The following is a 22,536-nucleotide window of genomic DNA, read 5'->3' as shown; positions in this document are numbered from 1 at the left end:
GATGGAGCATCGGACTGCTTCAGTCACGCCGCATTTGAAACATCGTTGATCCCGGCGCCCGGCGACACGGGCGTTGGCCTCGCAATCGTCGTGATGCCTTACCGAACGAAAGCTCTGGGATGATGTCGTCTGAGGCTTGATAAAATTCATGGACATAGTGTCCAATAGCCATGAACAGATGTCCCGGCGGCATGGTCGGGATTCCTATAGGTCGTTGTGATTAAAGAGTATTTGTCATGGCATGATGTTTGCTTGATCTTCGGCGTATGGGAAATCATGCCCCACAGCCCGCTTCCGACTAAGAATTGGTTTGGAACTCATGAAAGGCGACAACGAGATGGCGACTGTCCTCTGTGTGCTTTATCCTGACCCGGTAACGGGATACCCACCGGAATACGCGCGAACGGGCCTGCCGCTATTGACGAGTTATCCGACGGACCGATCCATGCCGGCTCCGACCGGCCCGCTTGGCTTCACGCCTGGTGAACTGTTGGGGTCGGTCTCAGGAGAGCTTGGGCTCCGCAACTATCTCGAGGGGCTTGGCCATCAGCTCATCGTCACGTCTGACAAGGACGGACCGGAATCAGAATTCGAAAGAATGCTTCCAAAGGCCGATATCGTTATTTCCCAGCCGTTCTGGCCAGCTTATCTCACCCGTGAGCGAATTGCGAAAGCGTCAAAGCTGAAACTTGCCATTACTGCCGGCATCGGTTCCGACCATATCGATCTGAAGGCTGCGTCCGAAGCCGGTATAACAGTCGCCGAAGTCACCGGTTCAAACTGCATCAGCGTCGCAGAGCATGTGGTCATGACGGTGCTGGCATTGGTACGCAATTATCTGCCCTCGCATGCGATTTCAGTCGACGGTGGGTGGAACATCGCCGATTGTGTATCGCGTAGCTACGATGTCGAAGGCATGGACTTTGGTACGATCGGCGCGGGTCGTATCGGACTTGCGGTGCTTCGCAGACTTAAGCCCTTCGATATGCGCCTCCACTATACGCAAAGACACCGTCTTTCGACGGAGATCGAGGCCGAGTTGAACCTGACGTTTCATCCTGATGTCAAATCGCTCGTGCAAAGTGTCGACATCGTCAACCTGCAGGTCCCGCTCTACCCCTCCACCGAGCACCTCATCGATGAAGCGATGCTGGCTGAGATGAAACGCGGCGTCTACATCATCAATACCGCGCGTGCGAAGCTCGTAGACAGGGACGCAATCGTTCGCGCAGTGGAGGCGGGTCATATCGCAGGTTATGCGGGCGACGTCTGGTATCCACAGCCCGCACCGCCCGATCATCCGTGGAGAACCATGTTCTACAACGGCATGACACCGCATATCGCAGGCACTTCGCTCTCGGCCCAGGCACGTTACGCGGCCGGAACGCTTGAAATATTGCAGGACTATTTCGAGAAAAAACCTATCCGTGAGGACTATCTGATCGTCGAAGCCGGCGGCCTCGCCGGAACCGGCGCACGGTCCTACCAACTGACCTGATCCTGGCGGGTCGATGATTCAAAAGGATTTACGATTGGACATGGCATCGCCTGAACAGAAACCCTTAGCACAGCCTGTTGTGGCGCGGCTCACACGCGCTGCGATTTTTCTCGTCCTCACCATCAGTCCCGGCCGGGAGAGCGAAACGGCTGTCCGCTCGCTCTGTGGTGATCTCGGCGGGTTGCTTCGCGCAGTTGGCTTTCGCGCTCTGGACGGGGGATTGTCCTGCGTCATGGGCTTTGGATCGGATGCCTGGGACCGTCTGTTTGGCGGACCGAGGCCGAAGGACCTACACCCCTTCAAGGAAATCCGCGGGGTGCATCACGCGGTTTCGACACCCGGAGACCTCCTCTTTCATATTCGCGCCACCCGCATGGATCTCTGTTTCGAGTTGGCAATGGAGATCATGTCGCGGCTCGGTGACGCCGTCGCGACCGCAGACCAGGTTCAGGGGTTTAACTATTTCGATGATCGCGATCTGATCGGTTTCGTCGACGGGACAGAGAACCCGGTCGACCAGGCCGCCATCGATGTCACGATCATCGGGGACGAGGATGCGGCTTTTGCAGGCGGTAGCTATGTGATCGTCCAGAAATATCTGCACGACTTGAAAAAATGGAACGCGATACCGGTCGAGGTACAGGAGGGCATTGTCGGCCGCAAGAAGCTCACCAATGTTGAGCTCGACGACAGCGTCAAGCCGAGTTTTGCCCATAATGCGCTGACGACAATCGTCGAAAACGGCGAAGAACTCGATATCGTCCGTGACAACATGCCGTTCGGCGATGTCGGCAAGGGCGAGTTCGGTACCTATTTCATCGGCTATGCCAAGTCGCCGGGGCGCATGGAGCAGATGCTGGTCAACATGTTCGTCGGCCGTCCGCCGGGCAACTATGACCGACTGCTCGACGTCAGCCGGGCGATCACCGGCAGCCTTTTCTTCGTTCCGTCGGCGACTTTTCTCGAAAGTGTCGAGCCGGATCCCGTCCCTGCTCCAGTCGATGGACCTCCTGCAGAAAATCCGTTGGACGACGAAAACGCTGCTCCCGACAAAATGGCCACGAACGGTTCCCTCGGGATCGGTTCCTTGAAAAAAAATGAGGTCTGACCATGAACAACCTTCACAGAGAACTCGCTCCGATTTCAGAAAAAGCCTGGGAGCAAATCGAGGAAGAGGCGAAGAGGACACTGAAGCGTCATCTGGCAGCACGCCGCGTGGTGGATGTCGATGGGCCGAAGGGAGCCGAATTCGCTGCCGCTGGCACAGGTCATCTCAAAAAGCTGGAAAGTCCGGGCGAGGGCGTTCAAGCTTCGCTGCGGGAGGTCAAACCGGTTGTCGAGCTCCGCCTTCCGTTCGAGCTTGCACGGTCTGCGATTGATGACGTCGAACGGGGATCGGAGGATTCCGACTGGTCACCAGTTAAAGACGCTGCCCGTACGCTGGCGTTCAGCGAAGACCGGGCCGTGTTCGAAGGTTTTGCCGCTGCTGGCATTCAGGGGATCCGCGAAGGCAGCAGTAATCAGGCGCTGCCCCTTCCACCAAGCCTCAAGAACTATCCTGACGTCGTGGCCAAGGCCGTCAGCCAGTTGCGTCTCGCCGGCGTTCAGGGACCCTATGCTCTGGTGTTGGGTGAGGAGACATATACCGCCGCGAGTGGTGGCAGCGATGAAGGCTATCCGGTGTTTCACCATATCGAGAAGGTGGTCGATGGCGGGATCATCTGGGCACCAGCGATCAAGGGCGGCTATGTCTTGACGACACGAGGCGGCGATTTCGAGTTTGATCTCGGCCAGGACATCTCCATTGGCTATCTCAGCCATACGGCAACTACAGTGGAACTTTACTTCCAGGAAAGCTTCACGTTCCGCATGCTGACCGCAGAAGCGGCAATCGCCTTGCTGTCTCCTGAAGGCTCAGTAGACAAAGCTCCCTGATCTAAGCGGGAAAGGCGGGTATGATCATGGACCGTGGCTTGTCTCATATCGTCATCGTCGGTGCCGGTTTTGGCGGGCTGGAAACAGCCCGCAATCTCGCGGATACGGCGGTCCGCATCACCGTGATCGACCGGCGCAACTACCACCTGTTCCAGCCGTTGCTCTATCAGGCCGCTGCAGCCTCCGTTGCCCCTTCCGAGATCGCCTGGCCTATTCGCTCGCTGCTCAGCCGGTTTAAAAACGTCACGACGCTTCTCGGAAACGTTGTCGGCGTCGACCTCGAAAAGCGCCAGGTACTGGTCGAGGATGAAGAACCGCTTCCGTTCGACTACCTGGTACTGGCCACCGGCGCCCGCCATTCCTATTTCGGCCATGACGAATGGGAGCCACATGCGCCGGCTTTAAAGACGCTCGATGATGCGACCACTATACGCCGCCGGATTCTGGCTGCCTTCGAGGAGGCCGAATGGACAAGCGACGAGGCGCTGCGCCAAAAGCTCCTCACATTCGTCGTCATCGGAGGTGGGCCGACAGGCGTAGAACTGGCCGGAACGATCGCAGAACTGGCGCATGACACGCTGCGCCTGGATTTTCGAAATTTCGATACACGCACGGCAAAGGTGGTGCTCATCGAGGCCGGCCCCCGGATACTCCCGGGTTTCATGAAAACCCTGTCGGAGTATGCGCTGCGCGCCCTGAACCGCCTCGGCGTGGAAGTCCTGCTCGGGCAGCCGGTGTCCAGATGTGACGAGCGAGGTGTCGAGATCGGCGGCGAACTGCTGCCTGCGCAAACAATCCTGTGGGCTGCAGGCGTTGCGGCGTCTCCGGCCGGGGAATGGCTCAAAGCCCCGGTCGATCGTGCCGGTCGGGTACTCGTGAAACGCGATCTGACGGTCCCAGGCGATGAGAACATATTCGTGATCGGTGACACCGCCTATGTGGAAACGAACGGTCGACCGGTGCCAGGAGTTGCGCCGGCAGCAAAGCAGGAAGGAAGCTATGTTGCGGCGATTATCCGCGCACGAATTCGTGGCCAACAATCAGATGACCTCTTTGCCTACAAGGATGCCGGCAGTCTGGCGACTATCGGAAAGCGTGCCGCAATAGTCGATTTCGGGCGCGTGAAGCTCAAGGGGTACGTGGCCTGGTGGCTATGGGGGATTGCACACATCTATTTTCTGATCGGGCTTCGAAACCGACTCGCTGTCGCGATGAGCTGGCTCTGGATTTATCTCACCGGACAACGAAGTTCGCGCCTCATGACCAATGTGGATGAGCAGCGCGCGAGAGAGTTCAAATAGTGCCGCTCACGGTAGGTATTTTGCGAGACAAGCAACTGGAAGGGAAAAATTCATGAGTCTCCAGGAGGCTAAAACGGTCGCAGTTCTTGTCGGAAGCGAACGAAGAGCGTCGCTCAGTCGGAAAATTGCAAACGCGGTGGTCACCCTCGCACCCATAGGACTTGAGTTCGAAGTTGTCGGTCTCGGGGATTTGCCGATTTATAATCAGGACCTTGACGACGATGGCAAGACGCCAATTCCCTGGGCCATATTTCGTGACAGGATGAAGAGTTTTGACGCCGTCCTGTTCGTTACTCCTGAGCATAGTCGCTCGGTGCCTGCGCTTCTCAAGAATGCACTCGATGTAGGATCGAGACCCCGGGGGCAGAGTGTGTGGCTTGGCAAGCCCGCTGCTATCATCAGCATTTCTCCCGGCGCGATCGGTGGCTTCGGAGCCAGCCATCATCTACGTCAGATCCTTGCGGGTCTTGGGGTTCCCACACTGTCTCATCCCGAGGTTTACCTCAGTAACGTGACTTCCCTTCTCGATGATCAGGGAAATCTCGTCAACGATGACACTCGAAAGTTTCTGACAACCTTCATGGAGGCATTTGATGACTGGATCGCCCGGAATGCGTAGTGTGAGTCATTCGACATTTGGTGATCCGGCCAAGGTCCTGGCATTGACGGATAGTCCGATTCCTCAACCCGGTCTCGGTCAGGTCCGTCTCAGAACGATCCTCTCGCCAATTCACAATCACGACCTCTGGACGGTTCGCGGCAGTTATGGCTACAAGCCGACCCTGCCTGCCATCGGGGGATCGGAAGCTGTCGGCATAGTCGACGCTCTAGGTGAAGACGTCCATGGTGTGTCGATTGGTGAACGTGTCGCTGTTGCATCGGTCCATGGCACATGGGCGCAGTATTTTCTTGCGTCGGCAAAAGCAGTCATCCCCGTGCCTGACGCGATCCCCGACGTCGCCGCGGCGCAACTGATCGCTATGCCGTTCAGCGCCATTGCTCTGCTTGAGTTTCTGAATGTGAAGGGAGGCGACCGGATAATCCAGAACGCCGCCAACGGTGCGGTTGGCAAGACAGTGGCAATGCTGGCCGCAACGCGCGATATCGAAGTGGTCAATCTGGTGCGTCGCGACGACGCCATAGAACAACTCAACGAACTTGGTATTTCCAACGTCGTATCAACCGAACACGACGACTGGGAAGAGCGTGCCCGGGCAATCACCGGTGGCGTGCCGTTCAACGCTGCCGTGGACTCGATTGGTGGAGAGATAAGCGGCAAGCTTTTATCGCTGCTTGGTGAAGATGGGTTGCTGGTTTCTTTCGGCTCGGCCACGGGCGAACCGATGCAGATATCGTCCGGCGACCTGATCTTCAAACAGGCGGTCGTCAAAGGCTTCTGGGGCGCTAAAGTCAGTGCCAGCATGTCGCCGAAAGATAAATCTCGACTAATCGGTGAGCTGTTGCAACTCGTTGCAGCCGGCAAACTGAAATTGCCGGTCGAGGGCGTGTTCTCTCTGGATCAGATTGCAGATGCGGTCACAACCTCCCTGACGCCAGGCAAAACCGGCAAGGTGTTGCTGAAGCCATAGGGGGTGGGTGGGGTAATCTGTTTTTCGGGGGCCTCGAACTCAAGGTTGCACTGGCATGGTGCGCAGTCGGCATTCCGATCCTTTGGGGAGTGTGGAACACTCTGCTGAGCACCGCGTCCCTGTTCAGGTAATCTCCCAACGGTAACGCGCAAAGGTCATCATATGCATCCTGAAATACAGTTCGCAATCAAGGTATTCGCCGCATTGTTCGCGATCATGAATCCGATTGCAAACATTCCTATCTTTCTGTCCCTTACCGAAGGACGATCCGACGCCGAAAGGCGGCGGATCGCTTCGGTCGCAATTCTGGGCGTCGTTGTGGCTTCGCTTGTCTCTGTCTTTGCAGGGCAAGCGATCTTGACGATCTTTGGCTTGACGATTGATGATTTCCGCCTGGCCGGTGGACTGATTGTCCTGCTGATCGCTCTTGCCATGCTGCATGGGTCGTCAAGCGCCCAGCATCAGCCTGATGCAGGCGAGACATCAAAAATCGCCGGCGACAGCGTTGCAGTCTACCCGTTGACCATTCCTCTGCTGGTCGGCCCGGGTACGATATCGACACTGATTGTGTTCGGCCATGCGGCAAGTCTTCAAGACACGCAAATCGGGCTGGGTGTCGGACTATTTGCGATGATCGCCGTTCTTGCGGTTGCGCTCTGGAGCGCCCCCTTTATCGGCCATTATCTTTCGGCCAGCGTTTCTGCGGTGACCAAGAGATTGATGGGCATGATCCTTGCGGCTATCGCCGTGGAAATGATCGTGACGAGTCTGAGAGCCTCGTTCAAAGGGCTGGCCGGATAGAGAAATGGAACCTCTGAACGCAGATCACTTAGTAAAGAGAGAAATGCGTCATTCCTGGTTGATACGTCACGTCGTGTTCCGCCACAGCTCAGAGCGATTTTTCACCCGTTGTGATCTCGAAGTGCGTAGTCGCATCGCACTTCCGCGGTCCGCTATCCTGAAAACCTTCAAAGAAGGATCGATTTTACGGGCACCGGCATCTCCGGGAGATTTTCCTCTCCGAGGGCTTCGCGTAACGTGATCTCGATCGATTTTGATATTGCCGCGATTGGCAACGCGTTGGGCCTCGTCCCAAAGGGCATCTCCAACTCGTCACCGAGCGCATCGAGGCCGAAAAACGTGTAGGCGATGACGCCTGCGGCAAACGGTGTGATAGGGCCGAGCATGTTGGCTAGTCCGAACGGCAGGAGAAAACAGAAAAGATAAGCGGTCCTGTGAAGCAGAAGCGTGTAGCCATAAGGAACAGGGGTATTCCTCAGGCGTTCGCAGCCAGCGATCACCTCGTTCATTTGACAAATTGTGCGGTCAAGAATGCCGAACTCGATATCGGTGATGTAACCCTTTGCCGACATGCCGGCAAGACAGTCCCCCATCAGTTGAATGACATAGTTGGGTGCGTTGAAGGATTTGAGAAGCGTCAGACGTTCGTCCCTGGACAGCAGAGTCTCGACGTTTTCTCCCAGCCTGTCGCCATAGCGAAGGTGGCGTACCAGATCCTCGACCAGAACGATATTCAACCTGATCAGACGGTCACGTTCCTTGGCAGCCTGATCGCCGTATTGCAGCAGCAATTTGGTCTGACGCGCGAGGTCGCGACTATAGGCGAAAAGGTGACCCCATAGCTTTCGTCCCTCCCACCAGCGGTCATAACAGGCATTGTTGCGAAACCCGAGAAAGATGGAGAGGGTGAGGCCGATCAGATAAAAGGGCGCGCCATCCACCAGCGGAATAAGATTGGGGTGATGGGTGTGAGCCCAGACCACGACGGCTGACATGAACATCACGATGAGCACACGCGGATAAATCCGCCGTATGACCGATCCTCGAATCTCGAGGAAGAGACGCAACAGGTTCGGTGTTTCACGGACGATCATGTTTTGTCCTAGCAAACTTCAATCTGGAACAGCGCTCGGCACGGAATGAAATCCACGCGAAACAGGTGGGCTGTCGGACATGACTGCGTGTCACCCACATGACCCAGAACTCCTCTGCAAGTGCCGTACCACTTCGGATATTGATGATTGTCAATGAGTTAGCAGGGTTTGCGATGTGGGGAACGGACAGACTGTCCGCCTTTGATGGACATATTGTCCATGGAAAACAATGACATAACGTGCTTTACTGTCGTGGGAATAGCACTTGTGGAGTGTGGGCCATGGCTGACAAAAGAGCGGAATACAAAACATACAATCATCCAGCCGGAGGATGGGGCGCTGCTGCTGCAACCGCCAAGGTCTTGCTGGAGCAAAGTGTTGTGACGAAGGGATCGCGAGCGTTGCTGGCGATGAACCAGCCTGGTGGCTTCAAGTGTCCAAGCTGTGCGTTCCCGGACGCTGACTGCAAGAAGACGCTCGAATTTTGCGAAAACGGCGCAAAGGCGCTGGCGCATGAAGCAACCAAATTCAGGGTCACGCGGGAGTTCTTCGCCAAGCACACCGTCTCCGAACTCATGGAGCAGTCCGACTATTGGCTGGAGATGCAGGGGCGTTTGACCGAGCCGATGCGTTACGATGCCGCCACGGACAAATACGTGCCCTGCGACTGGGACAGCGCCTTTGCGCTGATCGGCAAACATTTGAGGGCGTTGGAAAGCCCCCATCAGGCGGAATTCTACACGTCTGGCCGGACGCCGAACGAAGCGGCCTTCCTCTACGCCATCTTTATCCGGGAATTCGGCACCAACAATTTCCCGGACTGTTCCAACATGTGCCATGAACCGACGAGCCGCGGTCTGCCGCCTGCAATCGGTGTCGGGAAAGGGACGGTGGTCCTCGAAGACTTCGAGCATGCCGAGGCGATCTTCGTGATCGGGCAGAACACCGGCACGAATTCACCGCGCATGATGACGAATCTGGTTGAAGCCCGCAAACGCGGCGTTCCGATCGTGGCCGTCAATCCCATGCCCGAACGCGCGCTGATACGCTTCACTGAACCCCAGGACATGATCCAGATGGCGACATTCGGCTCCACGCCGATCGCCAGCGAATTCGTCCATATGAAGATCGGCGGTGATCTCGCTTTCCTGAAAGGCATCATGCGGGTGATGTTCGAGCGCGAGGCGAAGGGAGAAACGATCCTCGACCATGATTTCATTGCGAAACATACTGTTGGTCTCGACGATATTCGCGATGAGGTCATGACCCATGATTGGCCCGAACTCGTCAAGGCGTCGGGCCTGGAGGAAGACCAGATCCGCCGCTGTGCCGAGATCTACATTCGCTCGAACGCGACGATGATCTGCTACGGCATGGGTATCACTCAACATCAGGATGGGTCACGCCTGGTGCAGCAGGTCTCAAACCTGCTTTTGCTGAAGGGAAACTATGGCAAGCCTGGAGCAGGCATCTCGCCGATAAGAGGACACTCCAACGTTCAGGGCGACCGTACGGTGGGGATCGATGAAAAGCCAACACAGCGCTATCTCGATAAGGTCCGGGATGTGTTCGGGTTCGAGCCACCCCGCGAGCACGGGCATCATGCGGTCGAATCCGTCGAGGCGATGGAGAACGGCACCGCCAAAGTCTTTATCGGCATGGGCGGTAACTTCGTTCGTGCGATCCCGGACACGGAGCGATCCTATGCAGCAATGAGCAAGCTTGCACTCACTGTCGGTATTACCACCAAGCTCAACCGTGGCCACCTCGTGCATGGCAAGGATGCGCTAATCCTCCCCGTGGTTGCCAGATCGGAATGGATACACACGTCGGCCGGCGAGCAGTTCGTAACCATCGAGGACTCCATGTCGAACGTGAGCGCCTCACGTGGCGTACTAAGGCCAGCCAGCGAGCATCTGAAGCCGGAAGTGGAAATCGTCTGTCGCATGGCGATGGCGACGCTTCCCGATAGTAAGGTGCCTTGGGAGACCTATATCCACGACTATAACCTGATCCGTGACAAGATCGCAGCCGTCTATCCAGAACTCTACTCCGATTTTTCGGAGCGCATCAAAAGTCCCAAGGGTTTTCATCTCGATGTTGCGCCAAGGCGACTTGTTTGGCTGACGCCGAATGGCAAGGCGAACTTCCTGTTATTGCCCGGCCTTGAGGTCAACGCGCCTGTCGCCGATCCTGCGATGCTGAGGCTTGCTACGGTGCGCTCGCACGATCAGTTCAACACGACGATCTACAGCTACAACGACCGCTACCGCGGCGTTTACAATGACCGCATGGTGCTCTTCATGAATGAGGACGACCGCAAGGAACGCAAGTTGGAAGCCGGCGCGCGCATCTCCATCGAAACGATCACGGATGATGGTTTACAGCGTCGGGTCGACGGGCTGACGGTCCTTGACTATCCGATGCCGCGTGGTTCGGTTGCCGGATATTATCCCGAACTGAACCCGCTCCTTCCGCTTGAGTACTACGACAAGATCAGCGGCACGCCGGCGGCAAAATCGATTCCTGTCAGGGTTCTGGCGGCATAGAGCAACATCGCAGACATCAGATTAGGTCAGTTCAACCGATCTCAGCAAAGGAGACGGAACGGTGCTTGAGAACCTGGATCCGGTAATTCTGGCGAGAGCACAGTTCGCTTTCACCGTTTCATTTCATTTCATCTTTCCCGCCTTTTCGATCGGTCTGGCCAGCTTTCTGATGGTGCTCGAGGCATTGTGGTTGCGGACGGGCGACGGTGTCTATGCCAATCTGTATCGCTACTGGCTGAAAATCTTCGCCGTCGTGTTCGGCATGGGTGTCGTTTCGGGCGTCGTCATGTCCTACCAGTTCGGCACCAACTGGTCGGTGTTCTCTCACAAGGCAGGGCCTGTCATCGGCCCGCTGATGGCCTATGAGGTGCTTACCGCCTTCTTCCTCGAAGCCGGATTTCTTGGGGTGATGCTGTTCGGCATCAGCAAGGTCGGGAAAGGGTTGCATTTTTTCGCCACCTGCATGGTGGCGCTTGGAACGCTCATTTCGGCGACCTGGATTCTCTCGGTTAACAGTTGGATGCATACGCCGACCGGATTTGCGATCAATGCCGATGGGCAATTCGTGCCGGGTGGTTCGTGGATGGCGATCATCTTCAATCCGAGTTTCCCCTATCGTCTCGTTCATACCGTACTCGCGGCTTACCTCACGACTGCGTTTGTCGTTGGTGGTGTCGGAGCATGGCATCTGCTCAAGGACCGTTCCAATCTCGGAGCGCGGAAAATGTTCTCGATGGCGATGTGGATGGCGGCGATCGTTACGCCGATCCAGATCTTTGCCGGTGACGCTCACGGACTCAATACGTTGGAACACCAGCCCGCCAAGATCCTCGCCATGGAAGGGCACTATGAGGCACATGCCGAGGGCGCGCCGCTGATCCTCTTCGGTCTGCCGAGCAATGAAGAGGCAAGGGTACGATACGAGGTCGCCATACCGCATCTCGGATCACTGATCCTCAAACATGATCCCTTTGCGCCGATGCAGGGGTTGAAAGATTTTCCTCGGGACCAGTGGCCGCCCGCGCCGATCATCTTCTGGTCGTTCCGGATCATGGTCGCACTCGGCTTTGCGATGCTCGGCATCGGTTTGTGGAGCCTGCTCGCCCGCTACAGGCGAAGGCTCTACGAGTGGGTGTGGTTGCATCGGGCCACCGTGTGCATGGGCCCTGCGGGATTTGTCGCGGTTATTGCGGGATGGATCACGACTGAAGTGGGGCGTCAGCCTTTCACCGTCTATGGATTGCTGCGGACGGCGGAATCGCATTCACCGCTTGCAGCCCCGGCCATCGCGGTCTCGCTTCTGGCTTTTGTGATCGTGTACTTTTTCGCATTTGGATCCGGCATATTTTATCTGCTCAGGCTTATGGCTAAACCGCCGGAGCCACACGAAAGCGAGCCGGCCAATGTGCCACAACGCGCCGCAGGGCTCACGCCCGCCCCAGGCCTGGGTGCATCGCTTCCTCTGGAGGACTGAACATGATTGCATCTCTGGATCTCACCATTGTCTGGGCCGTGATCATCGGCTTCGCGGTCTTCGCCTATGTGGTGATGGACGGTTTCGACCTTGGGATCGGCATTTTATTTCCCTCGTTCGGCGTCGGCGATGAGCGCGATCAGGCCATGAATTCGATTGCACCCGTTTGGGATGGCAACGAGACGTGGCTCGTGCTCGGCGGTGGCGCATTGTTTGCAGCCTTTCCACTTGCCTACGCAATTATCCTTCCTGCGACCTATCCATTGATCATCGCAATGCTTCTCGGATTGGTGTTTCGGGGAGTGGCATTCGAATTCCGTTGGCGCCACCCGCGTCACCGGGCGTTCTGGGATGCGGCCTTTTCCCTTGGCTCGCTGGTCGCTGCCCTGTCGCAGGGTATCATGCTGGGTGCCATCCTGCAGGGTATTCACGTCGAGAACCATGCCTATGCAGGAGGCTGGCTCGATTGGCTCAGTCCCTTCAGCCTTCTTACCGGTATTGCCCTGGTGATAGGATATGCTCTGCTGGGAGCATCGTGGCTGGTCTGGAAGACGGAAAACACAAGCCTGAATCATGCGCGTCGATTGGCGTTCTGGCTTGCTATCGCAACACTTGCCGCTCTTGCCGCGGTGAGCGTTGCCACGCCCTTTCTGACTTACGATTATTGGCGGCGCTGGTTTGCATTCCCGGGCGTGCTCGTCACGGCACAGGTGCCGCTGCTGGTGATCATTTCGGCTGCCGTCTTTTTCTGGAGCCTGGCACGCGGAATGGAGCGGGTGCCTTTCGTCATGGCGCTCGCCCTGTTCCTGCTCGGCGCGGCCGGCCTTGGGATCAGCATCTATCCTTATATCGTGCCGCGATCGGTCACCATCTGGGAGGCGGCGGCGCCACCTGAGAGCCAATGGTTCATGCTTGTCGGAGCCATGATCATCATTCCGATAATCCTGATCTACACCGCCTGGGCCTATTGGGTTTTCCGCGGCAAGGCTGGCGTGCATGGTTATCACTGATGCAGGCTGAAACCTCATCGATCTGGAAACGCCTCGGATGGATGTTTTTGATCTGGGCCGTGAGCGTTGCGGCGCTCGGCCTGGTAACAGTCGCCATCCGATACTGGCTGGTTGGATAAGCCTTCATGATCGACGTTTCCATAAGAATGATCACTCCTTCACGTTATAGGCCGTGAAATCGACATGCGTGACGTGCTGGTTCCATATCTCGAAACCGCAATTCAGATCTGGCGTTATGATGTCGCCGGCGTCACAGCTGACCAGCTCTTGCTTGCGGTTCTGGCACTGGTGATTACCGCCACGACGCGACGTCTGTTCGGCTCCGTCATATTGCGCCAACTACGCTAGGCGAAGCGTGCGGGAATTTTCAACCACCTGTAAGACTCATATGGCGCGCTAAAGCGGGGCGATTGTGGTCGCGATCGATGATGAAATCGTGCCCTTTGGGTTTACGCGCAATCGCCTCGTCGATGGCTCGGCCAAGATCCAGTTCGCCATTGCTTTGGCGCAGTGCCTTTCGCAAATCTGCCTCATCGTTCTGCCCAAGGCACATATAAAGCATGCCTGTGCAGGTCAGGCGGACGCGGTTACAGCTTTCGCAGAAATTGTGGCTCATTGGTGTAATGAAACCAAGCCTTCCCCCGGTTTCGGCGACAGCCACATAGCGAGCTGGACCTCCCGTTCGATACGACGCGTCTGTCAGTGTGAACCTTGACGACAGGTCTTCACGCACCTGCGAGAGCGACAGATATTGATCGGTACGGTCGAATTCGATTTCCCCTAGCGGCATGGTCTCGATGAGGGTGAGATCCATGCCCTGACCATGCGCCCAGCGGACCAGATCGGGAATTTCCGCCTCGTTGAAGCCTTTCAACGCAACTGTATTGATTTTGACGCGGATACCCGCCCGCCTTGCGGCATCAAGTCCCTCGAGAACTCGGGCGAGCTCGCCCCAACGGGTAATTGCCCGAAACTTTTCCGGGTTGAGGGTGTCGAGCGATACATTGATCCGCCGGATGCCACAATCGGCAAGCTCATCTGCAAAGCGCGCGAGTTGCGAACCGTTGGTTGTCAGTGTCAATTCATCCAGCGCACCAGACTGCAGGTGGCGCGATAGTCGCTGGATCAGTTGCATGATGTTCTTCCGGACCAGAGGTTCTCCGCCCGTCAGTCGAAGTTTGCGCACCCCCTTGTCTACGAAAGCGGAACATAGGCGCTCCAGTTCCTCCAGCGTCAAGAGGTCCTTCTTGGGGAGGAAAGTCATATGCTCCGCCATGCAATACGTGCAACGAAAGTCACAGCGATCCGTAACCGATACCCTGAGATAGGCGATCGTGCGCCCGAAAGGATCGATCATCGATTCCATTCTGCGCTTGCTGGCGTGTGGTGGTACAAGGTCTGACATGCGCTTAACTAATAAAGATCAGGCTTTGAGAATCTGATGGTAATTGTCCAGTTTCCCCGGGCGCTCCTTTGAGACCAGCATGACGAGCTTCTCCTCGTCGAAGACACGGAACCAGTCGTCCCATTCAACAACTTCCAGGCCTCCGGCATCCAGGGGACGTTCGACATCGGCAAAATACTCCGGTTCGAATACGATCCGCAGAACAGGAGCGCTATCGTCTGACGTTGAAATGAAGGCCGGGTTACCTGCTCGGGCGGCGGCCCATTCACGAATTGCCTGATGGTCATCGAGAGTAAGAGTTTCGCTCATTTTGATCCCTGCCTTCTCCTGGTGACTCGACAGAATGTGGGCGAGCGCTTTCTGCGCAATCGCCTTCTGCAGCCGGCTCAATTCTTCACTGAGACAACGAAGCAAAAAACATACCAATAAAATAAAAATATTGAAATCAATAAGATAGCCTGAAAAATTTGCAATGATGCCGTGTGGCTCGGACTTTTTGTCCAACCCTTTCGGACGCACCCGAATACAACAGGGATGATGCACGGCTGTTTCTGTGACGAGCGACTTTCGGCTATCTCAAGTTCACGGCATTCAACCTCTCAACGGGTCATTAGGACAACTTGGCCGCGCTGACTTCGATAATTTGTCCTTCATCGAACGGAACATGGAATTAACGGTCTGATTTCATGAGTTTTTCCGAAATGGCACGTCGGTTGCTTCCGTGTCGCTACAAAGCTTTTGATCTTTGGATCGACCGTATCGGAGGCTTTGATACCGAAGCGAAACTCAAGGAGTCGAAAATGAATTGGGATCGTATTGAGGGAAATTGGAAGGCTGCAAAAGGTGCAATCAAGACAACCTGGGGCAAGCTTACCGACAATGACATCGATATCATCGATGGTGACCGTGAGCGGTTGGAAGGCAAGCTCCAGGATCTCTACGGGCTCGACAAGGAGGAGGTTCGAAAAGAGGTCGACAAGTGGGCGAAGGAGGCCAACTGGGATTAACGCACCCTGACCTGTCTACGAGAGCCCGGCCGCGTGTCAATTCCATATCAGGCGGTTGGCGTCTATCGGCAGGCCGGTGAGCGATCCGGAAGTCAGGACTTATTTCTTTGGGATCGATCACCGGTTTTCACAACCGAGCCGCGATTCTCGACAGAACACGGGCATCGCGGAAGCGGTGGGTAAAATCGTTCAACGAATTTGGAGGACTAAAGAATGTCCAAGGATCATGACAGAGCATCACATGGATCACAGGACGCCCGGCGTCATAAACTTGATCATCAGGTCCGCAATCAATGGCTGGACAGGGATTCCAACCTTCAGGAAGCCTGGAAGGCTTCCGGGATGACCCGCGACGACTTCATTCGACACCATGAAGGCCTGATCGACAAGACCATAGCCGAGGCGCGTGATCAGGATCGATAGTTGGCTCGCCATTACAAAGTTTCAGCCTGCGCAGCGGGGCCGCACGCCGTGTCTTGATAAGGGCCGGTGGCGCAGGCGGTTACTAAAAAAGCGAGTTGACCATCCGGGCTGCATTTTCGCCCACTTTGCGCAATCGTGGCCGTTTTCTCCATGTGTCGAGATCGAGAGTATCTGCGCTCTCCATATACTTCCGCTGGATCGCGTCGACACGCTGGATTGAATCGGCGTCGTATAGCAACAGACTGACTTCTTCGTTCAACTGGAATGAGCGCAGATCGACATTGCTCGATCCCACGATTGCAAGATTGTCGTCGATACCGACGTTCTTCGCGTGCAATAAATAGTCGCGATAAAGATGGATCTTCACGCCGGCACCCAGCAGATCCTCATAGTAAGAGCACTGTGATAGCCTGACTAAACGCTGATCGATCACCTTCGATAGGACAATGTCGACAGTCACGCCACGGACGACGGCTGTCCGCAAGGCGCCAAGGATATCCTCATCCGGAATGAAGTACGGTGTCACCAGAACGATGCGCTCGCGCGCCTGATGGATTTGCCAGACCAGCAGGGATTCAAAGCCCTCCAGCCGATAATCCTCTCCACTCGGCAGGAGTTGCGCCTGCGCAGACCCGGCTTGTTGGGGGCGAACGCTCCCGGCCGTTGCAGGCTCTCCTGTCTCAATGCTCCAGTCGCCTTTGACGACCGCATCCATCACCGCGACAACCGGCCCCTGCACCCGTACGACCAACTCATGATTGGTAATCCCTTTGCGGAAATCTTTCGCAACCAGATTCTGTGAACCCGCATAACCGATTTGACCATCGATGACGAATAGCTTGCGATGATTGCGCATGTCGCCACGAGAACGGAACCTGATGAAGTGCAACGGAAGGGCTTCACGCGCCGAAACGCCTTGTGCATGAAGCATCCGCAGCGTGCCGCGTCGCCAATGGTGCGATCCGACCGGATCGAACATGACCTTTACATCGACCCCGCGTGCCCTCGCGCGACCAAGCGCGTCGGCAATTTTCTGGCCAACGACGTCATCGGCAAAGATATAGACCAGTAGATGCACCGTTGACGTCGATGCATCGATATCTTCAACAAGCCTGTCGATCACGCCGTCATAGTCGTCGATCAACTCAATCCTGTTTCCATCTGTGGCGAGAAATCGCCCAAGAGCGGTTGCGAGTTCAGCAACAGGCTGCCTTGCGTCAAGAAATGCCTGAAAGGGCTTCAAGCTATCTGCCGTCGCCTCGAAGAATGGTCGCAGGGACTGAAACCGTGCCCGTCTCCATTTCGGGAAGCGGTCGTTTCCGATTGCCAGAAACAGAATGAGCCCTGGGATCGGCAGAAAGAAAATCAGAAGCAGCCATGCCCGGGCAGAGGAGGGGGAGCGCCGTTGCGGGATAACAATAAGCGCGCCCAGGCGCACGATCCATTCGGCACTGGCAAGCAGCAGTTCATAGCTGAGCTTCATTCAATCCCCGCTTCAATCGCATCGAGGCGCTCGATTTTAAGTATGGAGTATATAGAACGACGACTTCATGAATGAAGCTCAGCACAATAAAACAGTAAAATCAAATATTTCGTCAAAATTGGGGGACGGTCCGGCAGGACATTTTGCCACGAAATTCGGGACACTTTGTCCGTTGCCGTCATGGCTGGATTGATAACTAGCTGATTTTTCGGACCCGCAACATTGGCATAGGCATTGCTTCATACAATTCGCGGCCTAACGGCGCGAAAACCTGTAGGGAGAACTACGATGCGGATAGATCATGCTTTTCTTTTTGACTTGGATGGCACGTTGGTCGACAGCGTCTATCAGCACGTTCTCGCCTGGAAGGAGGCTCTCGATGAGGAGGGGATCGATCTTTCCGTCTGGCGGATCCATCGAAAGATCGGAATGAGCGGAGGACTGTTCACCAATCAGTTGCTTCGTGAGACCGGAATTGAGATTACGGACGCGCTAAACGAGCGACTGAGACATCGCCATACGGAGGCATATCGCCGGTTGGGCTCCAAAATTCATCCCCTTCCAGGCGCCAGCGAACTTCTGCGCTGGCTGGCTGACGCCGGAATCCCATTTGCAATTGCGACCAGTGGCCGGATGGAGACGGCATCAGTAAACATTGCTGCGCTTGGAGTGGACACGTCGTCGTTTCCCGTCATCACTCGGGATATGGTCAAGTATGCCAAGCCTGATCCCGATTTATTCCTTGCCGCAGCAGACGCGCTTGGCGTCGATATCGGTAAAGCGGTGGTTGTAGGCGATAGTATCTGGGACATGCTTGCAGCGGTTCGTGCGCGCGCTCTCGGGGTTGGCCTGCTAAGCGGCGGCTACGGCAAGGAAGAGCTGAGAGACGCGGGTGCAATACGTGTCTATGACGATCCGGCAGATCTCCTGCTTCATATCGACGAAGTCGGAGGTCGGCGATGAGCGGGACCGAGCAACCGGCGCTGCATCTGTCGGCGAACGGCCTGATGCTCCAGATCGAACCGTCTGACCTAGGGCTTCGCGAAGATTGTGAGGCACTTATTCGGAAGGACTATGCCCGCTGTAATCCTGGTGACTCGCTGGAGTGGTTAAAACATCGAGCGCGCTTTTCGAAACTGGACCAGGGCATCCTTTATGAATGGATAGGTATCGCATCGAAACGAGTTCGACAGCAGGAATAGAGGCCAACCGCCCTTGTTATGCGCGCAAAGTAGAAGTCATTTTAGCGGCATCCTATCCGTCTGAAAATTACAAGTCTCCGTGGACTCAGGTCCCCGCAACCAAATATCCAAAACTCCCGGAGCAAACGCGCCGGGAGTTTTTTGTTGTCGCCAAGCGGGCAAAGATTGATGACGGCCGCACACGACATGGCGGGTCGCTTATATAATAGTCATCCTTACATTTGCATATTCGATGCGTTTGATTTGCGGTTCGCCAGAGCGTCTCTTTCTCGAATTCTCAATTATCTCGGACCCAGAATCATTTCGAGCGCTGAATCTTGCGGCATTCCCGCAACGGTTCCGATGGTGCCATCGGCTTTTTTGAAGACGATTGCGGGCGTGCCTCCGAAGCCAAGTTCGGTTATGAGATTGGCGTTGCGGTCGAGGCTGGCCGTGGTCTGTTCTTTTACGGACTGCAGAGGGGCGATGCCGCCATCCTTGTGCTTCAGTTCGTTTTCCTTCAATGCCTCTGAAGGAGACCTCGCTTCGAGTATGGCGGCCGCCTTTGCAGGTGAATCCTGTCTGATGACGCCGACCATGATGTGCCGCAACTGAACCTTGCCGCTGTTGATCCATGGACGCGCCGCCTGCCAGAATTTGTTGCAATAGGGGCAATTGGGATCGGTGAAAGTGTAGACGATGCGGGGTGCATCGGCCTTTCCATCCTGAACCCAGGTTGACTTGGAAAGCCGGTTCCAGCCATCTTCCAGGATCGGCTTCTCGACCATTTTCTTCATTTGCGCCGCAGCCATGTCCTGTCCCGTGGCGTCGACCAGGGTGCCGACGACAACGTGTTTATTGTCGGGTGTCAAATAGATCGCGATCGGTTGTGCTCCGGCTTTTGCGGCAAATCCTCTCAGCCCTCCCGGAACATCCATTTCTCCGAGGATTCTAATGCCCTGAAGCTCGATAGAATGAAGAATTGCCGGAAGTCCGTCGTTCGATCCATTCTTCGCCGCATCCTGCGCCGGGGAAGGGGAAGCAAGCAGCAGGCTCGACAGAAAGGCAGCGATCGGGAAATTTCGTGTGAGATAACTATAGGGCATCGAAGGGTTCCTTAGGACGATTTCGACTGGCAACTCCCCTGACAGTCACGATGAAGGGGGGCGTTGTTCCGGTGGAGATTTGCGAATTATGACCGGGCCTGTTTAATGGCGGCCTTGAGGCCTTTCTCATCCAGAACACCGGGATAGATCGTCTTGCCGATGACGAAGGATGGCGTGCCGACAAAGTTGAAGGCGAGCGCCTGGCGATAGTTTCGATCGAGCAGCGCGGAGATTTTCCTGTTGTTGCTGTTCACCGCTGCGGCGATGTCTTTCATCGCCAATCCGGCGCCGGTCAGGGCCTTTTCGACATCGTTTTCGGAAATACGCGCTTTTGTTTTCATCAGCGCTTCCATGGCGATTTCATATTTACCGATCTGGGCGGCCCCCAGCACCGCCTGTGCCGCGAAGACAGATGCGCCGCCGAAGATCGGCCAGTCCTTCAAAACAAGCCTGATGTCGCCGTCATGTGCGACAACCTTTTTCACCATGGCATGTGAAGTCTTGCAGTAGGGGCATTGATAATCGAAATATTCGACAATCGTGACCTTGCCTTTGGGATTTCCAAGCACGGGTGCGTCCCTGTCGAAGAACACCTCGTCCGTGCTGACTTGCTGTGCGAAACCGTCTCCTGCAGACACCAGCACTCCGCTAAAAGCCGCCAGTCCGCCGGCCATGAAATCGCGTCGTGAAAACACCAGAATTTTCCTTGTTGGATTATTGGATACCGGCAATGCGGCAGGATTGATCGCGACGTCGTTCACGGAGGCGATCCCTGTGCCCTGCGAGCGGATGCTGCCAGATCTGCGGCCGAGAATTCGCCGATCAGCCGTGTTGCTTCCGGCTCCCTTCGGTTGCTGTCGAGAAAAACCATCGTGGGCGGGCCGACCACCTTCAATGTCGAAAGCAACGCCTGTTTATTCGCGTCCAGTTTTGTCAGGTCCAGGCTGACGAGGTTCACTCCCTTCAACGCTTCAACCACATCGGGTGCGGTCAGAAGTGAGCGCTCGATCGTGCGGCAGGTCACGCACCAGTCCGCTGTCACATAGAGGAGTGTCGGTTCCTGTGGCGGCGAGCTGTCGAGCCGGGCTCCCAGGCTTGCGATGGAGGAAACCTTCTGGAAGTCGCTTTTCTTTATCGATGCGAGCGATCCGGAGCCGCTGGTGGAACTCAGCGGCTTCAGGGGAGAGAGCGGATCCGTTGCACCGATGCCGAGACCGACGAAGATCAGAATTGCCCAGATGATGGATGCGAGACCCGTCGTGCGGGAAAGCACGCTCACACCGGACTTCGGATCGCCGGCCCCTGCACCGAAAGCAAAAACGCCGAAGGAAAGGGCAAGTATTGCCCATCCGAGCAATGTCAGCCGTTCGGGCATGAGCGGCGTTGCCAGCCAAAGCGCGGTGGCCAGAAACATGAAGCCGAAAATCTGGCGCACTTTTTCCATCCACAGCCCTGCTTTCGGCAGCGCCTTGCCGCTTGCGGTCGCCATGATGACGAGTGGAATCCCCTTGCCCAGTCCAAGGGCGAATAGTGCCGCGGCGCCGATGACGACATCACCGGTGCGGGCAATATAGAGAAGCGCACCTGCCAGGGGAGCCGTGACGCAAGGTCCGATGAGCAATGCCGAGGAGAAGCCGAGCAGCATCGCGCCGGGAATCGTGCTCGCGCCCTGCGGCGATTTCGCAAACCGGGCCGAGATTGCGGTGGGAAGCTGAATGTGGAAAAGGCCGAAATTTGCGAGCGCGAGGACGGCGAACAGGATGGATATCGCGGCTACGGCATAGGTCGATTGCAGTGCGACCTGAAGGTTTTGCCCTGACCATGCGGCGGCCATTCCCATCAGCCCGAAGGCGGATGCAAGCGCAAGCGCATAAGACACGGACAACAGGAAGCCGCGCCGCGCGGTCAGTTTTTCGCCTTCCCGGGCGAGCATGGCCGCAACGATCGGATACATCGGGAAAACGCATGGCGTGAAGGCGAGCAGCAATCCGAAGCCGAGAAATCCGGCAAGAAGCAGGATCAATCCGCCATCCGCCAGCAGCAGATCGACCGCCGTCTGCGCGCTATCCTCCGCCAGCGAAAATCCTTCCTGTGTCGCGTCCATGGAGACGCCGGCCGAAGCCTGTGCAGCTTTAGCGAAGCTGTTTTGGGAAAACACACCTTCAGCGCCTACGGTCAGGCTTGCCATGTCGACCGTTTTGGTGGTCGGCGGATAGCAGAGCCCCTTGTCCTGGCAACCCTGATAGGTAAGGCGGAATTTTGCCGGCGCTTCGGCGATCGATGCCGTTGCGGTCTTGTAGTAAATCTCGGTAAAGCCGAAACTGGGGTCTTCTTTCATCTCGCCGGGGAGGGACTGTATTTCCAGTTTGCGTCCGTCCTCGTCTTCTGCGCTCAGATAGTCACGGTAGAGATAATAGCCGTCATTGATCGCCCAGCGAATGATCGCGCGGCCGTCGTTTCCCCGCTCGACCGTTGCCTTGAACGCCTGGTCCATGGCAAGTGGTGTTTCCAGCGCGGACGCCGGGGAGACGACCCTGAAAAGCGCCAGAATCGCAAATGTGAACGCCAATATGCGCATCCGGCATATCCTTTCATGTATTCTTCCATGCCGGGACTGATCTCGCCGGGAGCTTAAGGCAGGCTTAAGCTGGGGCGCGCATGGCAAAATTGGATGGACCGC

The 22,536-nt window shown here is 56.3% G+C and carries 24 protein-coding genes; 16 read left to right on the top strand and 8 right to left on the bottom strand.

Translation table 11 applies throughout. The annotated features are described in order from the left end of the window. Nucleotides 1–337: 337 nt before the first annotated feature. From I3J13_RS17775 to I3J13_RS17745, 8 genes are read left to right on the top strand one after another with little or no spacing between them, the layout of a single operon-like run. Nucleotides 338–1,498, top strand: coding sequence for an NAD-dependent formate dehydrogenase (locus I3J13_RS17775; RefSeq protein WP_196379609.1), 1,161 nt, complete (start codon nt 338–340; stop codon nt 1,496–1,498). A 40-nt stretch (nt 1,499–1,538) separates the two neighbouring features. Continuing rightward, a complete protein-coding gene (locus I3J13_RS17770; RefSeq protein WP_196379608.1) occupies nt 1,539–2,606 on the top strand; it encodes a Dyp-type peroxidase in 1,068 nt (355 codons plus the stop codon). Between the two features lie 2 nt (nt 2,607–2,608). Then, nucleotides 2,609–3,433 carry a family 1 encapsulin nanocompartment shell protein gene (locus tag I3J13_RS17765; RefSeq protein WP_196379607.1) on the top strand — a complete coding sequence of 275 codons (825 nt, stop codon included), beginning with the start codon at nt 2,609–2,611 and terminating at the stop codon, nt 3,431–3,433. Nucleotides 3,434–3,459: 26 nt separating this feature from the next. Further along, the gene (locus I3J13_RS17760) at nt 3,460–4,734 is read left to right on the top strand and encodes an NAD(P)/FAD-dependent oxidoreductase (protein WP_196379629.1); all 1,275 of its coding nucleotides are present in this window, start codon (nt 3,460–3,462) and stop codon (nt 4,732–4,734) included. Nucleotides 4,735–4,786: 52 nt separating this feature from the next. Continuing rightward, nucleotides 4,787–5,353: an NADPH-dependent FMN reductase gene (locus tag I3J13_RS17755; protein ID WP_196379606.1), complete on the top strand. Its 567-nt coding sequence runs from the start codon at nt 4,787–4,789 to the stop codon at nt 5,351–5,353. Further along, nucleotides 5,328–6,323 carry a zinc-binding dehydrogenase gene (locus tag I3J13_RS17750; protein ID WP_338081643.1) on the top strand — a complete coding sequence of 332 codons (996 nt, stop codon included), beginning with the start codon at nt 5,328–5,330 and terminating at the stop codon, nt 6,321–6,323. Before I3J13_RS17755 ends, I3J13_RS17750 begins: the two co-directional genes overlap by 26 nt. Next, nucleotides 6,224–6,454, top strand: coding sequence for an MFS transporter small subunit (locus I3J13_RS26055; protein ID WP_420867946.1), 231 nt, complete (start codon nt 6,224–6,226; stop codon nt 6,452–6,454). The genes I3J13_RS17750 and I3J13_RS26055 overlap by 100 nt, the downstream gene beginning before the upstream one ends. A gap of 31 nt (nt 6,455–6,485) precedes the next feature. Continuing rightward, nucleotides 6,486–7,124, top strand: a complete 639-nt coding sequence (locus tag I3J13_RS17745; RefSeq protein WP_142781615.1) for a MarC family protein — start codon at nt 6,486–6,488, stop codon at nt 7,122–7,124. Nucleotides 7,125–7,291: 167 nt separating this feature from the next. Here the strand turns inward: I3J13_RS17745 and I3J13_RS17740 are convergent, their stop codons facing one another. Further along, nucleotides 7,292–8,218, bottom strand: coding sequence for a bestrophin family protein (locus I3J13_RS17740; RefSeq protein ID WP_142781133.1), 927 nt, complete (start codon nt 8,216–8,218; stop codon nt 7,292–7,294). A gap of 281 nt (nt 8,219–8,499) precedes the next feature. Here I3J13_RS17740 and I3J13_RS17735 point away from each other — a divergent pair, with 281 nt between their 5' ends. The 5 genes from I3J13_RS17735 to I3J13_RS17715 all read left to right on the top strand — a co-directional run bounded on the left by I3J13_RS17735 (nt 8,500) and on the right by I3J13_RS17715 (nt 13,599). After that, nucleotides 8,500–10,767 carry an FdhF/YdeP family oxidoreductase gene (locus tag I3J13_RS17735; RefSeq protein WP_196379605.1) on the top strand — a complete coding sequence of 756 codons (2,268 nt, stop codon included), beginning with the start codon at nt 8,500–8,502 and terminating at the stop codon, nt 10,765–10,767. A 61-nt stretch (nt 10,768–10,828) separates the two neighbouring features. Beyond that, on the top strand, nt 10,829–12,241 hold the full coding sequence (locus tag I3J13_RS17730; RefSeq protein WP_196379604.1) for a cytochrome ubiquinol oxidase subunit I: 1,413 nt from the start codon (nt 10,829–10,831) through the stop codon (nt 12,239–12,241). Between the two features lie 2 nt (nt 12,242–12,243). Continuing rightward, entirely contained in the window at nt 12,244–13,251 is a 1,008-nt protein-coding gene (gene cydB / locus I3J13_RS17725; RefSeq protein ID WP_196379603.1) for a cytochrome d ubiquinol oxidase subunit II, read from the top strand. Beyond that, entirely contained in the window at nt 13,143–13,370 is a 228-nt protein-coding gene (locus I3J13_RS26005) for a DUF2474 domain-containing protein (protein ID WP_338081642.1), read from the top strand. Before cydB ends, I3J13_RS26005 begins: the two co-directional genes overlap by 109 nt. Before the next feature lie 64 nt (nt 13,371–13,434). Next, on the top strand, nt 13,435–13,599 hold the full coding sequence (locus I3J13_RS17715; RefSeq protein WP_196379602.1) for a hypothetical protein: 165 nt from the start codon (nt 13,435–13,437) through the stop codon (nt 13,597–13,599). 19 nt (nt 13,600–13,618) lie between these two features. Here I3J13_RS17715 and moaA read toward each other — a convergent pair whose 3' ends face one another. Both moaA and I3J13_RS25755 read right to left on the bottom strand, forming a co-directional pair. After that, the gene (moaA, locus tag I3J13_RS17710; protein WP_236000997.1) at nt 13,619–14,608 is read right to left on the bottom strand and encodes a GTP 3',8-cyclase MoaA; all 990 of its coding nucleotides are present in this window, start codon (nt 14,606–14,608) and stop codon (nt 13,619–13,621) included. A gap of 66 nt (nt 14,609–14,674) precedes the next feature. Next, on the bottom strand, nt 14,675–15,160 hold the full coding sequence (locus I3J13_RS25755) for a hypothetical protein (RefSeq protein ID WP_236000991.1): 486 nt from the start codon (nt 15,158–15,160) through the stop codon (nt 14,675–14,677). A 296-nt stretch (nt 15,161–15,456) separates the two neighbouring features. On the opposite strand from I3J13_RS25755, the gene I3J13_RS17700 reads away from it, so the two are divergent. Beyond that, entirely contained in the window at nt 15,457–15,663 is a 207-nt protein-coding gene (locus I3J13_RS17700) for a CsbD family protein (protein ID WP_059757674.1), read from the top strand. 246 nt (nt 15,664–15,909) lie between these two features. On the opposite strand, the gene I3J13_RS17695 is transcribed toward I3J13_RS17700, so the two are convergent. Both I3J13_RS17695 and cls read right to left on the bottom strand, forming a co-directional pair. Next, nucleotides 15,910–16,098, bottom strand: a complete 189-nt coding sequence (locus I3J13_RS17695; RefSeq protein WP_059757558.1) for a hypothetical protein — start codon at nt 16,096–16,098, stop codon at nt 15,910–15,912. A gap of 70 nt (nt 16,099–16,168) precedes the next feature. Continuing rightward, nucleotides 16,169–17,569 carry a cardiolipin synthase gene (gene cls / locus I3J13_RS17690; protein WP_196379600.1) on the bottom strand — a complete coding sequence of 467 codons (1,401 nt, stop codon included), beginning with the start codon at nt 17,567–17,569 and terminating at the stop codon, nt 16,169–16,171. A 288-nt stretch (nt 17,570–17,857) separates the two neighbouring features. Here cls and I3J13_RS17685 point away from each other — a divergent pair, with 288 nt between their 5' ends. Next, on the top strand, nt 17,858–18,532 hold the full coding sequence (locus I3J13_RS17685) for an HAD family hydrolase (RefSeq protein WP_196379599.1): 675 nt from the start codon (nt 17,858–17,860) through the stop codon (nt 18,530–18,532). Then, a complete protein-coding gene (locus I3J13_RS17680) occupies nt 18,529–18,771 on the top strand; it encodes a hypothetical protein (protein WP_236000989.1) in 243 nt (80 codons plus the stop codon). Before I3J13_RS17685 ends, I3J13_RS17680 begins: the two co-directional genes overlap by 4 nt. Before the next feature lie 281 nt (nt 18,772–19,052). Here I3J13_RS17680 and dsbG read toward each other — a convergent pair whose 3' ends face one another. The 3 genes from dsbG to dsbD all read right to left on the bottom strand — a co-directional run bounded on the left by dsbG (nt 19,053) and on the right by dsbD (nt 22,434). Next, nucleotides 19,053–19,856 (bottom strand): thiol:disulfide interchange protein DsbG, encoded by an 804-nt coding sequence (gene dsbG, locus I3J13_RS17675; RefSeq protein ID WP_196379598.1) that lies wholly within the window; start codon nt 19,854–19,856, stop codon nt 19,053–19,055. 86 nt (nt 19,857–19,942) lie between these two features. After that, nucleotides 19,943–20,551 carry a DsbA family protein gene (locus I3J13_RS17670; RefSeq protein ID WP_338081641.1) on the bottom strand — a complete coding sequence of 203 codons (609 nt, stop codon included), beginning with the start codon at nt 20,549–20,551 and terminating at the stop codon, nt 19,943–19,945. Nucleotides 20,552–20,613: 62 nt separating this feature from the next. After that, on the bottom strand, nt 20,614–22,434 hold the full coding sequence (gene dsbD, locus I3J13_RS17665; protein WP_196379597.1) for a protein-disulfide reductase DsbD: 1,821 nt from the start codon (nt 22,432–22,434) through the stop codon (nt 20,614–20,616). Nucleotides 22,435–22,536: the final 102 nt, after the last annotated feature.

Origin of the sequence: Agrobacterium leguminum (assembly GCF_015704895.1) — a bacterium.
Classification (GTDB): domain Bacteria; phylum Pseudomonadota; class Alphaproteobacteria; order Rhizobiales; family Rhizobiaceae; genus Agrobacterium; species Agrobacterium leguminum.
Note: the sequence above shows the minus strand (reverse complement) of the source record. Positions and strands in the feature narration are given on the sequence as shown.